The 14,389-nt window shown below is 71.9% G+C and carries 13 protein-coding genes; 1 reads left to right on the forward strand and 12 read right to left on the reverse strand.

What is annotated here, in order from left to right; all coding sequences use genetic code 11:
• Nucleotides 1-11: 11 nt before the first annotated feature.
• From ribB to POL25_RS00430, 12 genes are all read right to left on the reverse strand, one after another.
• Nucleotides 12-1,172, reverse strand: coding sequence for a 3,4-dihydroxy-2-butanone-4-phosphate synthase (gene ribB, locus POL25_RS00375; protein ID WP_272083612.1), 1,161 nt, complete (start codon nt 1,170-1,172; stop codon nt 12-14).
• 7 nt (nt 1,173-1,179) lie between these two features.
• A complete protein-coding gene (locus tag POL25_RS00380; protein WP_272083614.1) occupies nt 1,180-1,914 on the reverse strand; it encodes a riboflavin synthase in 735 nt (244 codons plus the stop codon).
• A 95-nt stretch (nt 1,915-2,009) separates the two neighbouring features.
• The gene (gene ribD, locus POL25_RS00385) at nt 2,010-3,245 is read right to left on the reverse strand and encodes a bifunctional diaminohydroxyphosphoribosylaminopyrimidine deaminase/5-amino-6-(5-phosphoribosylamino)uracil reductase RibD (RefSeq protein WP_272083616.1); all 1,236 of its coding nucleotides are present in this window, start codon (nt 3,243-3,245) and stop codon (nt 2,010-2,012) included.
• Complete coding sequence (gene nrdR, locus POL25_RS00390) at nt 3,242-3,844, reverse strand: transcriptional regulator NrdR (protein WP_272083617.1); 603 nt, start codon at nt 3,842-3,844, stop codon at nt 3,242-3,244. The genes ribD and nrdR overlap by 4 nt, the downstream gene beginning before the upstream one ends.
• Nucleotides 3,845-3,848: 4 nt before the next feature.
• Nucleotides 3,849-4,289 (reverse strand): ribose 5-phosphate isomerase B, encoded by a 441-nt coding sequence (rpiB, locus tag POL25_RS00395; protein ID WP_272083619.1) that lies wholly within the window; start codon nt 4,287-4,289, stop codon nt 3,849-3,851.
• Between the two features lie 7 nt (nt 4,290-4,296).
• Nucleotides 4,297-5,535: a beta-ketoacyl-ACP synthase II gene (gene fabF, locus POL25_RS00400; protein WP_272083621.1), complete on the reverse strand. Its 1,239-nt coding sequence runs from the start codon at nt 5,533-5,535 to the stop codon at nt 4,297-4,299.
• A gap of 9 nt (nt 5,536-5,544) precedes the next feature.
• A complete protein-coding gene (gene acpP / locus POL25_RS00405) occupies nt 5,545-5,790 on the reverse strand; it encodes an acyl carrier protein (RefSeq protein ID WP_269040050.1) in 246 nt (81 codons plus the stop codon).
• Nucleotides 5,791-5,842: 52 nt separating this feature from the next.
• The gene (locus POL25_RS00410; RefSeq protein WP_272083624.1) at nt 5,843-6,640 is read right to left on the reverse strand and encodes a 3-oxoacyl-ACP reductase family protein; all 798 of its coding nucleotides are present in this window, start codon (nt 6,638-6,640) and stop codon (nt 5,843-5,845) included.
• Nucleotides 6,640-7,617, reverse strand: coding sequence for an ACP S-malonyltransferase (fabD, locus tag POL25_RS00415; protein WP_272083626.1), 978 nt, complete (start codon nt 7,615-7,617; stop codon nt 6,640-6,642). The genes POL25_RS00410 and fabD overlap by 1 nt, the downstream gene beginning before the upstream one ends.
• Entirely contained in the window at nt 7,614-8,675 is a 1,062-nt protein-coding gene (gene plsX / locus POL25_RS00420) for a phosphate acyltransferase PlsX (protein ID WP_272083628.1), read from the reverse strand. The genes fabD and plsX overlap by 4 nt, the downstream gene beginning before the upstream one ends.
• 7 nt (nt 8,676-8,682) lie before the next feature.
• Complete coding sequence (rpmF, locus tag POL25_RS00425) at nt 8,683-8,868, reverse strand: 50S ribosomal protein L32 (RefSeq protein WP_096325866.1); 186 nt, start codon at nt 8,866-8,868, stop codon at nt 8,683-8,685.
• A gap of 122 nt (nt 8,869-8,990) precedes the next feature.
• Complete coding sequence (locus tag POL25_RS00430) at nt 8,991-9,989, reverse strand: YceD family protein (RefSeq protein WP_272083630.1); 999 nt, start codon at nt 9,987-9,989, stop codon at nt 8,991-8,993.
• A 123-nt stretch (nt 9,990-10,112) separates the two neighbouring features.
• On the opposite strand from POL25_RS00430, the gene POL25_RS00435 reads away from it, so the two are divergent.
• Nucleotides 10,113-14,150: a hypothetical protein gene (locus tag POL25_RS00435; protein WP_272083632.1), complete on the forward strand. Its 4,038-nt coding sequence runs from the start codon at nt 10,113-10,115 to the stop codon at nt 14,148-14,150.
• Nucleotides 14,151-14,389 lie beyond the last annotated feature (239 nt).

Below are 14,389 nucleotides of genomic sequence, written 5' to 3' on the forward strand. Positions count from 1 at the left end.
TCGAGCCAGCCTCAGCCAACCGGATCCTCCTGCAGCGGCTCGGCCCCGACGGTGTGGATGCCGAAGCCGGTCAGGCCGACGATCTTGCGCGGGTTGTTGGTGATCACCTTGATGCGGTGGATGCCGAGGCTGCGCAGCACCTGCGCGCCGAGGCCGAACTCGCGGAAGCCCGCCTCCGCGGGCTTGAGCGCCGGCGCCGGCTCGGCGGTGCGCGCCGTCAGCAGCGGGTCGGACGGCCAGCGGTGGCCGAGCACGTAGAGGAACACCCCGCGGCCGGCGCGATCGATCTGCTTGAGGCTCGCGCGCATCCGGCTGGCCGCGCCGTCGCCCGTCACCCCGAACACGTCCTCGAGCACCTGCGACCGCTGGGCCCGCAGCAGCACCGCGTCGTCGCCGTCCTCGCGCTGGTGCAGGTCGCCCTTGCACAGCGCGACGTAGAAGCTGGCCGGCTCGACCGTCGAGCGGAACGTGTGCATCGTCCACCCGTCCTGCGCGGTGATGCCGAGGATCGGCGACTCGAGCGGCTGACGGGCGATCTCCTCGATCAGCGTCTCGCGCTGCAGGCGATAGCCGATCAGATCGGCGATCGTCAGGATCGGCAGGTCGTGCGTGCGCGCGAACGTCTCGAGATCGTCCATGCGGGCCATCTCGCCGTCGTCGCGCATGATCTCGCAGATCACGCCGGCGGCGCGCAGGCCGGCCAAGCGCGCCAGATCGACCGAGCCCTCGGTGTGGCCCGAGCGGACCAGCACGCCGCCGGTCTGGGCCCGCAGCGGGAAGATGTGGCCGGGGCTGACGACGTCTTGCGGGCCGTACTTCTCGTCGCTGGCGACGCGGATCGTCTGCGCGCGGTCGGCCGCCGAGATGCCGGTCGTGACCCCGTTGCGGGCCTCGATCGAGACCGTGAACGCCGTGCCCATGTGGCCCGGGTCGGTCGGCACCATCATCGGCAACCGCAGCTCACGCACGCGGTCGGCCGTCAGCGCCAGGCAAATGAGGCCGCGGCCCCACCGGCACATGAAGTTGACCTGCTCCGGCGTGCAGTGCTCGGCCGCGGTCACCAGGTCGCCCTCGTTCTCGCGGTCCTTGTCGTCGACGAGGACGATCATCCCGCCGCGGCGGATGACCTCGATGCAGCGCTCCACGTGCTCGTAGTTGGTCGTTTCACTCATGATGGTGCTACTGGTTGTCTTTGGAGACAGGTACGTCGGGACATGTCGCATCGGACCTGTCCCCAGAGTCAGTGTAGTCGTCGGCGCCGAGGTAGCCGGCGCGGGCCAGCGCCTCGCGCGTGACCGCCGGCGCGGCCGCGCGGGCCGGCTCGCCGCCGGCGCCGAGCAGGCGGGCGACGTAGCGGGCCAGCAGGTCGACCTCGAGGTTGACCGCGTCGCCGACCTGCCGCTCGCCGAGGGTGGTCTCTTTGAGCGTGTGCGGGATCAGCCCGACGGCGAACCCGCGGGCGTCGACCGCGTTGACGGTGAGGCTGACGCCGTCGACGCACGCGCTGCCCTTGACGGCGACGTAGCGCGCCAGTTCGTCCGGGACGTCGAACCAAACCTCGAGAGCGTCGCCGCGGACGGTCCGGCTGCGCACGCGCGCGAGGCCATCGACGTGGCCCGACACGAGGTGCCCGCCGAGCGCGTCGCCGAGGCGCAGCGCCGGCTCGATGTGCACCCGGGTGCCCGGCCGCAGGTCGCCGAGGGTCGTCACCGCGAGGGTCTCGAACGCCGCCTCGACCGTGAAGTCGCGCGCGGTGGCGGCGGTGACGGTGAGGCAAACGCCGGAGATCGCGACGCTGGCGCCGAGGCTGCGATCGCTCTCGGACAGCGGATAGGCGATCACGAAGGTGCGTCGCTGCGCGCCGGGGATCACGCGCTCGACCGTGCCGACGCCGCGCACGAGGCCGGTGAACATGCGGGGGTTATGGCACAGATCACCGGCCGGTGCGACGGCCCGCGGCGCCCGCCGCAGGCATCAGCACGCGCGTCTCGTGAGGTCCGCCGCGGGCGTCAACTCTCGCGTGTCGCGGGCTCCGTGGCGGGCTCCACGGGCGGGCCGAGAATGGTGAGGCCATCGACCCCGACCTCGGTGCGCAGCAGCGGCCGGAGCCGCGTGGCGTCGGCGACCGCGGCGACCTTGAGCCCGGCCGCCGCGGGCTTGCCGTCGCCGAGGATCACCGGCGCATGGAACCAGTAGAACCGCTGCCACGCGCCCGCGGCGACGAAGCTGGCGATCATCCGCCCGCCGCCCTCGACGAGCAGCGAGCGCAGCGGCAGCTGGCCCAGCGCCTGCAACGCCCCCGCGACATCGACGCGACCCTCGGCGTCTCCCGTCAGCTCGATGCGCCGCAGGCCCAGGTCGTCGATCGATCGCTGCGCCGCCGTCGGCGCGCGGCTGGTGTGCAGCACCACCGTGCCCGGCCGCAGCAGCGTCGGTCGCTGCGCGGCCCCGGCCACCCGCAGGCCGCTGTCGAAGATCACCGGCAGCGGATCGACGCCGGTGACCATGCGCACCGACAGCGCGGGATCGTCGCGGAGCACCGTGTCGGCGCCGACGGCGATCGCGTGGTGACGGGCGCGCAACCAGTGCCCGAGCCGCCGCGCCGCCTCGCCGGTGATCCACTTGCTGTCCCCCGAGCCAGCCGCGATCTGGCCGTCGAGCGACGACGCGATCTTCAGGGTCACGAACGGCAGCCGCGTCGCTTCGTGGTGCAGGTAGTGCTCGTGCGCCGACGCGCACGCATGGGCGAGCACGCCGGCGCGCACGCGGACGCCGGCGGCGCGCAGCAGGTCGATGCCGCGGCCGCTGGCGTGGGCCGCCGGATCGAGCGCGCCCACCACGACCTCGCCGACGCCAGCGGCGATCAGCGCCCCGGTGCACGGCGGGGTGCGACCGAAGTGCGAGCAGGGCTCGAGCGTGACGTAGACGGTGGCGCCGCGCGCGGCCGCTCCGGCCTGCGCGAGCGCGGAGACCTCGGCGTGCGGGCCTCCGGTGGGCGCGCTGCGACCGGCGCCGACCACCCGATCGCCCTGCACGACGATCGCGCCGACGCACGGGTTGGGATAGGTCGCGCCGGTGCCCGAGCGGGCCAACGCCACGGCCACGCCCATCCACCGCACGTCACGCGCCTCGGCTGATTCGCCCGCGACCGGCGTGCTGGTCAGCGCCGCCGCGATCGCGGCCGGCCCGGCGTCGGCGACCCCGTCGGCGCCGCCGAGCAGGTCGGCCGGCTCCGGCGAGATCACGGGACCTCGCTGTCCGGCGCAGGCGACCTGTCCCCAGAGTCAGGTTCGTCCTCGGCCTCGCCGAACAGCCGGCTCGGCGCGCTGAGCTGGATCTGCCCGCGCGCGTCGATCTCGAACAGCGTGCGCTGCCCCTCCGGGCTGGTGTGCGCGGCCTTCTCCATCTGGTTCAGCAGGTGCACGAACTCGTCGACGTTGTGATAGACGCCGTGGCTGGAGAGGTAGCGGACATACGCGACGAGGTCGAGCGGGCGCAGCAACCGCGTCACGCGATCGGCGATCTCTTCGGCACGGATCTCTCGCTCCCCGCGTGTCGCGGCCCACAGCTCGACCGCCACGATCAGCCCCTCGATCTGCTCGTCGTCGACCGGCCGCTTGTGACAGACCCGCTGGAGGCCGGCGGCGATCTTGTTGCGATCGAAGGCCTGCTTGCCGCCGCCGCGCTTGAGCACGATCGGCGGGGTCGTCTCGATCCGCTCGTACGTGGTGAAGCGGTGGTTGCAGTCGAGGCAGGCTCGCCGCCGCCGGATCGCGCCGCCGTCCCGACTCTCCCTCGAGTCGAGGACCTTGATGCTCCCGCTGCGGCAGACCGGGCAGAGCAAATCTCTACCCCCCGGGCTCCAGCTTCTCGACCCGCCGGGCGTGACGCCCCCCGGCGAAGCGCGCGTCGAGGAAGGTCCGTAGCAGGACCTTCGCCAGCTCGACGCCGACCACCCGCGCGCCCAGACAGAGCACGTTGGCGTCGTTGTGTTCGCGGGCCATCGCCGCGCTGAACGGATCCATCACGACCGCGGCGCGGATGCCGATCTGCTTGTTGGCGGCCATGGCCATGCCCTGACCTGTCCCACAGACCAGGAGGCCGACCGAGCCCGGGTCGGCCTTGACGCAGGTGCTGACGGTCGCCGCGACGTCGGGGTAGTCGACCGACTCGCTCGCCGTCGCCGGCCCCGACTCGCTCCCGACCTCATGGCCGAACGCGACCACCGCGGCCGCGAGCTCGCGCCGGAGCTCGATCGCCGCGTGGTCGCTGCCGAGGTGTACGCGCATGGCTCGTCTACCCGACGCGCTTCAACGCGAGGCACGCGTTGGTGCCGCCGAAGCCGAAGCTGTTGGAGAGGACCACGTCGACCGCGACCTTGCGCGCCTCGTGCGGCACGTAGTCGAGGTCGCACTCGGGGTCGGGATCGTCGAGGTTGATGGTCGGCGGCAGCACCTCGTGGTGCAGCGCCAGGGCGCAGATCGCCGCCTCGAGCCCGCCGGTGGCCCCGAGCAGGTGGCCGTGCATCGACTTCGTCGACGACACCGCCAGCTTGCGCGCGTGCGCGCCGAACACCGCCTTGATCGCGCTGGTCTCGGTCGCGTCGGCGCTGGTCGAGGTGCCGTGCGCGTTGATGTAGCCGACCGACTCGGGGGGCAGCCCCGCGTCGCGCAGCGCCAGCCGCATGCACCGCTGCGCGCCCTCGCCGTCGGGCGACGGCGCGGTGATGTGATGCGCGTCGGAGGTCGCCGCGTAGCCGACGATCTCGGCGTAGATGCGGGCCCCGCGGGCCTTGGCGCGCTCCCATGCTTCGAGCACCACGAGCCCGCAGCCCTCGCTGAGGACGAAGCCGTCGCGGCTCTTGGTGAACGGGCGCGACGCCTTCGTCGGCTCGTCGTTGCGGGTCGACAGCGCCCGCATCGAAGCGAACCCGCCGATGCACAGCGGCGAGACCGTCGCCTCGGTGCCGCCCGCGATCATCACGTCGGCGCCGCCGCGGGCGATCAGGTGGAACGCCTCGCCGATGCTGTGCGCGCCGGTCGAGCAGGCCGACACATGGCTCATGTTCGGCCCGCGATAATTGTGGCGGATCGAGATCTGCCCCGGCGCCAGGTTGACGATGATCGCCGGCACGAAGTACGGGCTGATGCCGTGGCGCGGGCCCTTCTCGCGCAGCGAGTCGTGGGTGGCCTCGAGGACAGGCAGGCCGCCGAGGCCGGCGCCGACGTAGACGCCGAAGCGCTCGGGGTCGTCGGGCGGCCCCAGCTTCGCGTCCTCGACCGCCATCGCCGCCGCCGCGACCGCATACTGGATGAAGAGGTCCATCTGTCGGACCTCCTTCTTCGGGACCCAGCGCGTCGCGTCGAAGTCACGCACTTCGCCGGCGATGCGCGTCGTCATCGCGCTCGCGTCGAACCGCGTGATCGGCCCGATCCCCGACTTCCCTGCGCACAAGCTCCGCCAGTTGTCGTCGTTGCCGACGCCCAGCGGGCTGATGAGCCCCACTCCCGTGACCGCGACCCTGCGCCCCGTCACAGCGACCTCTCAGGCCTTGCGACGCGCGCGGATGTAGTTCACGGCGTCACCGACGGTCTTGATGTTCTCGACCTCTTCGTCGGGGATCTTGATCTCGAAGTGCTCCTCGAAGGCGAGCACGAGCTCGACGATCGCCAGCGAGTCGGCGCCGAGGTCGTCGGTGAAGATCTTGTCCAGCGTGCAGTCCTCGGGCTTCACGTCGAGCTGCTCACGGACGATTTCGATGACCTGCTTCTCGATGTCGGATGTCGTCATGGTGGTTCCCTCTCCAGTCGGGGTCACAAACAAGCGAACGAACTCGTCGGGCTCACATACGCAGGCCGCCGTTGATCGCGAGGACTTGCCCCGTGACGTAGGCGGCGGCCGGCGCGGCCAGGTAAGCCACGGCCTCGGCGACCTCTTCGGGGCGGCCGATCCGGGCGAGCGGGATCTGCTTGAGCAGCGCCTCGCGGGCGTCGCCGTGGACGCTCGCGGCGGTCATGTCGGTCTCGAAGAAGCCCGGCGTGACGGCGTTGACGGTCACGCCGCGGCCGGCGAACTCGCGGGCGAGCGAGCGGGTCAGCCCGAGCAGGCCGGCCTTGGCGGCGGCGTACATCGCCTGCCCGGCGTTGCCCTGCTCGCCGATGACGCTGCTGATGTTGATGATGCGCCCGTCGGCCTTGGCCTTGAGCAGGTGGCGGGCGGCCGCCTTGGCGCAGTGGAACGCGCCCTTGAGGTTCACGTCGAGGACGCGCTGGAAGTCGGCCGGGGCGGCGCGCATCAGCAGGGCGTCGATCGAGATCCCGGCGTTGTTGACGAGGATGTGCAGGCCGCCGAGCTCCGCGACGATGCGCTGCACGCCCGCGTCGACCGCGGCGGCGTCGGCGACGTCGAAGCCGAACGGCCTGGCCGCGCCGCCCTCGGCGACGATCTCGTCGCACAGCTCGCGGGCCGCGTCCTCGCGGGCCGCGTAGTTGACCGCCACCGTCGCGCCACGCTGCGCCAGCACCCGGGCGATCGCCCGACCGATGCCACGCGAGGCGCCGGTGACCAGCGCGACGCGCCCGGTGAGCGCGAGCGACGGCGGCAGCGCCCTGGCTTGAGGATTGGCTTCGAGGCCCGACACTAGGTGCCGAGCTTTAGCACATCGAGGTCCGCCGGGGAACCGAGGCCGATGACCGAGAAGCCCTTGTCGATGCGTTTAATCAAGTTGCTCAGCACCTTGCCGTGGCCGAGCTCGAGCCCGCGAGAGATATCCATGCGCATCATCGTTCGCACGCTCGCCTCCCACCGGACGCGGCCGGTGATCTGACGAACGAGTCGATCGCGGACGGCCTGCGGATCGCCCGTCGAAGGATAGGGCTCGGCGTCGACGTTCGCGATCACGGGCGCACGCGGCGCGGCGATGTCGATGTCGACCAGCGCCGCGGCCACGCGCTCGGCCGCGGGCCGCATCAGCGCGCAGTGGAAGGGCGCCGACACGTTGAGCTTCATCGCTCGCGCGCGGTTCTCCTTGGCGCGCGCGACCACCCGCTCGACGGCCGCCGCGTGACCGGCGACGACGATCTGCCCGCCGCCGTTCTCGTTGGCGGGGCTGACGATCTCGCCGCCCTCGCTCGCTTCTTCGCACCACTGCTCGAGCGCGGCCGGGTCGGCGCCGATCACCGCCGCCATCGCGCCGACGCCCGCGGGCACGGCCTCTTGCATCGCCAGGCCGCGCAGCCGCACCAGCTTGACCGCGTCGACGAACGCCAGCGCGCCCGCGGCGACCAGCGCCGAGAACTCGCCGAGGCTGTGCCCGAGCAGCGCCGCCGGCTGCAGCCCGAGCTCGCTCGTGACCACCGTCCAGGCGGCGATGCTGCAGGTGAGGATCGCCGGCTGGGTGTTGGCGGTCTGCGCCAGCGCCTCGGCCGGGCCCTCGAAGCACAGCCGCGACAGCGGCTCCCCGAGCGCGTCATCGGCCTCGGCGAACACGCGCCGCGCGGCCGGGAACGCCTCGGCCAGCGCCTTGCCCATGCCGGGCTCCTGGCTGCCCTGGCCGGGGAACATAAACGCCAGCGGCCGGGCGACCCCAGCGCTGTCCGAAGAGACATGTTCGTTCATGCAGGTGACTCCTCGCGCTTGGCCGCGGCGAACAGCTCGCGGTGATCGCCGATCGCGGTCCGCAGCGCCGGCGTGAGGTCGCGCGCCGCGTAGTCGCCGGCGATCCGGATGCCGGTCGCCAGCGCCTTCGGGCCGGCGCCGCCGTGACAGATGATCGCCACCCCGTCGACGCCGAGCAGGGGCGCGCCGCCGTAGGAGTCGGGGTCGAGCTGCTCGCCGAGGGCGCGGAAGGCCGGGCGCAGGATCAGCCCGCCGAGCTTCGTGCGCGCGGTCTGCATCACCGCCGCGCGCAGGAACCCGACGATCCCGCCCGCGGTGCCCTCCATGACCTTGAGCGCGACGTTGCCCGTGAACCCGTCGGTGACGATCACGTCGACGGTGTCCTTAAAGAAGTCCTTGCCCTCGACGTAGCCGTGGAACGAAAACGCCGGGCTCGGGTGGGCCGCCAGCAGGCGATGGGCCGCGCGCGTGAGGTCGGTGCCCTTGCCCTCCTCGCTGCCGTTCGACAGCACGCCGACGCGCGGCCGCTTGCCGTGCGCGGTGCTGGAGAAGATCGCCCCCATCACCGCGAACTGCACGAGGTTGATCGGCTTGCAGTCGACGTTCGCGCCCATGTCGATGAGCACGCACGGGCCGCCCTTCGGCCGCGGGAAGCTCGAGACGATCGCCGGGCGGTCGATGCCCTTGAGCCGGCCGAACCGGAACAGCCCGGAGGCGAGCATCGCCCCCGAGTTGCCGGCCGAGACGACCGCGGCCGCCTGACCGCGCCGGACCAGGTCGAAGCACACGACCATCGACGCGTCGGGCTTCGAGCGCACCGCCTTGGAGGGGGTGTCCTCCATGGTGATCGTCTCCGACGCGTGGTGGACGGTGATCCCGTCCTCCCCGTCGTAGCGAGAGATCCCCAGGAGGGCGAGCTGCGGCACGAGGCGCGCCCGGTCGCCGACGAGGATCACCTCTTGCCCGGCGCGCGCGGCGAGGACTGCGGCCTCGACCTCGACGAAGGGACAGTGATCACCGCCGAAGGCGTCGAGCGCGATCTTCCTCGTCGCCGCCACCTCTTACTTACTCTTGCGCGATCGTGATCACCTCACGGCCCTTGTAGTGGCCGCAGGCCGGGCACACGTGGTGGCTTCGAACGCGCTCTTGGCAGTTCGGGCAGGCGACGAGAGTCGGCGCCGAGCGCTTGTCGTGGTGGGCGCGCCGCATGTCGCGGCGGGACTGGGACTTCTTCTTCTTGGGGACAGCCATGGCACGAACCGCCTTGGAAGCGGGGGCGGGAGTCTATCGCTTTTCCCGGCGCCACAATCGGCGCAGGGGGCGGTAGAGCGCCCGGAGGACCTGAGATAACTCAAACCTCCGGGCCGGGATCACTACTTCTTCTTGCTCGGGGGTTTACCCGAGGACTTCGGCGCCGGGCGGGCAGACGCCTTGCTGGCCGGTTTGGCCGGCTTGGCCGCCTTGCCCGGCGACTTGGACGTCTTGCTCGGCGCACCGGCCGACTTGCTCGCGGGGCCCGACTTGCCCGCCGGAGCCGCGGACGATCTGCTCGCGGGCTTGGCGACCGGCGGACCGGATCGCTTGCCGGCCGAGGGGGACTTGTCGCCCGGCCGCGGCTCGGGCTCGCCGAACCCGGGATCGAAATCGTCGACCCCGGGAATAGGGCCGGCGAAGCCCAGGTTGTCGGCGTCCGTGTCGTCGTCCCCGTCCACGCCCGCGTCGGCGAGCTGCCGCAAGGCCGCCTGCCACGAGGTCGTGGGCTTGGCCGGCGCCTCGTCGTCATCCTCTTCCGCGAGGGTGACGATCGGCACCTGGGCGTCGGTCGCTCCGCACGCCGCGCACGGGCCCAGCGGCTGACCGTTCAACTCGGCCCCGCAGCGCATGCACAGACCGCGGCACGCCTCGCCGTAGGCGCACAGCGCCCGGATCGGATACGACAGCAGCACCTGCTCGACGAGCAGCGGCCGCAGATCGATGTGCGTGCCGGAGAAGCTGCGCTCGTCCGGCGACTCGGTCTCGCTCTCCTCGTCGTCGGCGTCACTGACGCGATCGCGGACGAAGTGCACGCAAATCTCCCCGCCGGCCGAGACCGGCGCTGGCGCCAAACAGCGGGCGCAGGGGACGCTGTAGCCGCCCTGGATGCGGCCGCGGACCAGATAGCTGGTGCCCTCGCCGATGGCCGTGACTTCGAGCGACGTGGCGCCGCCGCTGGTGACCTCGGCGTCGGTGTGCGCCAGCACCGTCGCCATCCACGGCGCCGGGAGCTCCGCCTGGACCTCGTAGGGGCCCAGCCCGGAGCGAGCCAGGGCCACGAGATCGAGGTCAAGCTCCGGCGGGAGCTGCGTGCCGTCGTCGCGGGGCGTGGCCTTCATCCGGCCGCATGTAGCGCGTGGCGCCAGGGCTGTCAAACCGCCGCCAGCCCGGATCCTTTCGCCGCCAGCCCCAGATCCTTTGGTTGACACGGCAAACGCGGATTGGCTATTGCCTCCCGGCCCTTGGTCGCCTCTGAGCCCACTGCGCGCCTCGGAGGCGCCGACGCGAGCCCCCGCCTCGACGCGCCCGGCGACGTCTCGCCGCTCGCCGAGCCGCGGCTCGAGTTCTCCGCCGGTCGCTCGCGCGTGCTCGCGGTGTCGTGCCTGGTCGGCGCCTGTCTGATCGCACTTGTCCCTCGGGACAGCCAGGCCCGCACCCGCAGCGCCGCGCTCGGCGTCGTCGCCCCGCCCGCGCCGCCGCTGCTGCCGAGCCTGCGCGCCGCCCCGGGCCTGCGCGCCAGCGACCTGGTCGCCGGCCTCGGCGCGCCGCTGCTGCTCGCACCGCCGCCGCGGACCACCCCGCGCCGCCTGCCGAGCGAGTCGACCTCCGAAGCGCCGACGAGCGAGCCGCCGACTGAACCTGCTCCGGAGGACATGTCCGGAACGACAGGGTCTTCGGGACCTGCCCCGACGGGCAGCCCGCTGACGCGGCCGGCGCCCAACCTGGCGCCGCCACCCGAGAGCGAAGAGGGCGACGAGACCGAGGCCGCCGCGCCGGCCCCTGCCCCGGCCGCCGTCGCCGAGGGTCAGCTGTTCGCGCCGATCGCCACCACCGAGCCGCAGGCCGAGCCCGAGCCGCAGGAGGAGACGCCGCGCCTCCTCAAGGGCAAGAGCGTCCCGCCGTTCTGGATCGATCGCACCTTCACGACCCACCGGACGCGCGCGCTGACGCTGCCGCCGCTGTTCTTCCACCGCAACGGCACCGCCAACCACCCGGAGAAGCTGTTCCACTTCAACCTGTCCCTCACGACAGGTTGGTACAGCGAGCGCACGGCGAAGCGCAGGTGGTTGTCGCCGGCGATCCTGTTCTTCGGCTCGTTCAGCGAGCGCACCACCGGCTGGGGCTCGGTCGCGCTGCTGATGGGCTACAAGCGGGTCGGCGAGCAGTACAGCTTCGGCCAGTTCCCGTTCGTCTGGCGGTGGGGCAACAAGTCGGTCAAGAACCTGGTCGTCGTCCCGTTCCACTACCACCAGAAGACGCCCGACAGCTTGCGCGGCTTCTCGGCGGTGCTGTTCTGGTACGGTCACAAGAACACCACCGACAAGGACCCGCTCAACGACCTGCGCTACTTCGTCGGCTTCCCGCTGTTCTACCGCGTGACCCGCGGGCCGAGCACCGTCAACGTCGGCGTGCCGCTGTACCTCGGCGGTCAGAACAAGGCCCGCGGGGTCCAGTGGCACACGGTGCTGCCGTTCGTGCACTGGCAGTCGAGCGAGTACGGCAACCGCAAGGATCTGTGGACGCTGCTGTACGTGCAGCGCAGCGACAAGGCCCGCAGCCAGCGCTCGTGGGCCGTGCCGCCGCTGCTCACGTTCTCGCGCCAGACCCCGACGCACAAGCTGTTCTCGGCCACCCCGCTGGTGTGGCGCGCCGAGAACCGCGACCGCGGCAGCGTCGCCTGGTCGGTGTTCCCGTGGGTCAGCTACCGCGACCCCGAGCAGCGCAACCGGGTGCTGTTCCCGCTGTTCTGGCAGTTCGGCGACGTCAAGTCCGGCGTCACCAGCAGCGTGTTCGTGCCCCTCGTGTACGCGCGCAAGAGCCCGCAGGACACGCGGGTCTACACGCTGCTCGGCGGCGGCCGCTCGGGCAAGGACGGCCGCTGGGGCTTCGGCATCACCCCGCTCCTGACCTTCGTCCGCAACGAGCCGGGCGGCAAGAGCTTCCAGGTCGTCACGCCGCTGTTCGGCCACTCGCACGACCCGAGCGCCTACGGCGGCAAGGGCTCGCGCACGGTCTCGGCCGCGGTGCTCGGCTACTACAGCCGCCGCGGCGAGCGCTGGGACGCCGGCTTCGCCCCGCTGGCGTTCGTCGGCCGCGACGGCACCCGCTCGTACCAGACCATCACCCCGCTGTTCTGGCACCGCCGCGACACCGACCCGCAGAACCCGAGCGACCTGTGGGTGCTCGGCCCGGCCTACGCCAAGAAGGTCAAGTCGGGCGGCCACGGCGGCCTCGCCCCGCTGGTGTTCGCCGGCCGCGACGACAAGTTCCGCTACGGCATCGTCCCGCCGCTGCTGTTCGGCCACGTCCACGACGTCGAGGCCCAGCGCTCGCGCACGGTGTCGCTGGTGTTCGCGCGCGACAAGGGCCCCGACCACCGCACGCTCGGCGTCCTCAACCTGTTCTGGGACGTGAAGCGCCCGGGCGGCGAGCGCCACACCGCCCTGTTCCCGCTGTTCTACCGCCGCCACAGCGAGGGCAAGACGCTGACCCTCACCCCGCTGGGCGGCGCCTACAGCACGCCCGAGCAGCGCACCTGGTCCGCCGCCGCGATCCTCTACGGCTTCCGCGGGATCAAGGATCCGGACCGCCGCGGCTTCGGCCTCATCCCGCTGGTCTTCTACGACCGCCGCAAGGTCGACGGCGGGGTCGCCAGCAACGTCGTCGTCGCGCCGCTGTTCGCCCGCCACCGCGCGCCCAGCGAAGACCTCGACATGTGGTCGCCGCTGGTCTGGCGCACGGTCACCCGCGGCGAGAAGCCGCGCAAGAACCTCGCGGTCATCCCGTTCTACTTCCGTCAGCGCCAGCCCGACGGCATCGACGTCGACGCCGGCCTGATCCTCCCGTTCTTCTACAGCCGCGACAAGGTCCGGCGCACGCACACGCTGATCGCCGGCCCGGCGTTCCACCGCCTCACCCGCACCTCGCTGAACGCCGGCGTGGTGCCCGTCTACTGGTGGCACGACTCGGCGGAGAAGCGGCGCCTGATCTCGCTGCCGCTCATTTTCCACCAGGCGGACAAGAACAAGCTCGAGCACACGACCATCGCCGTGCCGCTGTGGTTCGACCGCCGCCGCGCCAACGGTCGCCGCTCGTGGGTCGCCTTCCCGTTCGTCGTCGGCGTCAAGGGTCAGTTCAACTTCACCCGCTTCAGCCTGACGCCGCCGATCTTCTACGACATCTTCCGCCTCCACAAGAACTACCGCTTCACCGGCGTGGTCCCGTTCGCGTTCCGCTACCAGAAGTGTGGCTTCCGCGAGGAGGACGACGATCGTTGCCGCTACACGCTGTGGGGCTCGTGGCCGCTGTTCCTCTACGGTAAGGACGGCAAGGGCCGCACCAGCCACGGCGCGCTGATGCTCTACTACTTCGACAAGGACCCGGGCGGCCGCCGGTTCCTCACCCTGCTGGGCGGCGCCAACGTGCGCCCCGGCGAGCGCCTCACCTGGTACGCGCTCAACTTCGGCCACACCACCACGCGGAAGTTCAAGACCACCGTCTTCTTCCCGCTGTTCTTCCGCAAGGCCTACCGGACGCAGGACCGCAGCACCACCGTCGTGCTGCCGCCGCTGTTCGTCGGCGCCCACCGCGAAGACTACCGGTGGTTCCAGGCCGGCCTGATGGTGTGGAACTTCCGCCGGCCGCACAAGGTCACGACCGTGGTCGCGCCGCCGATCTTCTTCACCGCGCACAGCTACGCCGAGCGGCGCATGACGTGGCTGCTCCCGCTGTTCCTGCGCGACAACAACTGGGCCAAGGACAGCTCGTTCACCAGCGTCTTCCCGGCCCTGGTGTTCCAGCGCCGCCGCGGCCAGGACAACGACTGGGTCCAGTTCCCGCTGATCTGGCACATCGAGCGCGGCGAGAGCTCCGGCACCTTCGGCGCCTTCATGTGGTGGGACATCCGCCGCAAGGGCCGCGTCACCCAGGTCGTCCCGGCCCTGTGGGCCCGCCAGCGCGGCCGCGGCCGCGACGTCCAGGTGCTCGGCCCCGGCCTCGGCTGGTGGTGGCGCACCGAGCAGAAGCTCAGCGACGCCGAGGGCCAGGACATCGGCGTCAAGAAGGGCCTCCACTGGCGCGCCCTGTTCGGCCTGGTCGGCGGCGGCAACGACGGCGCCCAGCGCTACTTCTCGCTGTTCGGCGGCCGGATCCCGCTGCGCCCCAAGGCCGTGTGGGAGCCCCGTCGCAAGCGCCTCAAGGCCCAGCAGCAGGTCGCCCCCAAGGCCCTGCCCGCCGCCGCGCCCGCCCCGGCCGCGACTCCGGTCGAGAAGAAGCCCTGAGCCCCGGCTGACCTCGCGGGCATGTCCGCTCGGACATGCCCGTTCGGGCCTGTCCTTCAGCGCATGTCCTCGGGGACATGCTTGTCCGCGCGAACGAGCGGATGGGGCGCGGGCCGTCCGGGCTGACTCGCCGTGGCGCGCGCCCTGCGTGGCAGCCGGCACCAGGCGCGTCCTGTGTGGCAGCCGGCACCGGGCCCGCCACGAGCGCTCGCTGCGAGCGCCACCATCTCCCCACGTGC

This window comes from Nannocystis bainbridge, from assembly GCF_028368995.1.
GTDB classification, from domain to species: Bacteria; Myxococcota_A; Polyangia; order Nannocystales; family Nannocystaceae; genus Nannocystis; species Nannocystis bainbridge.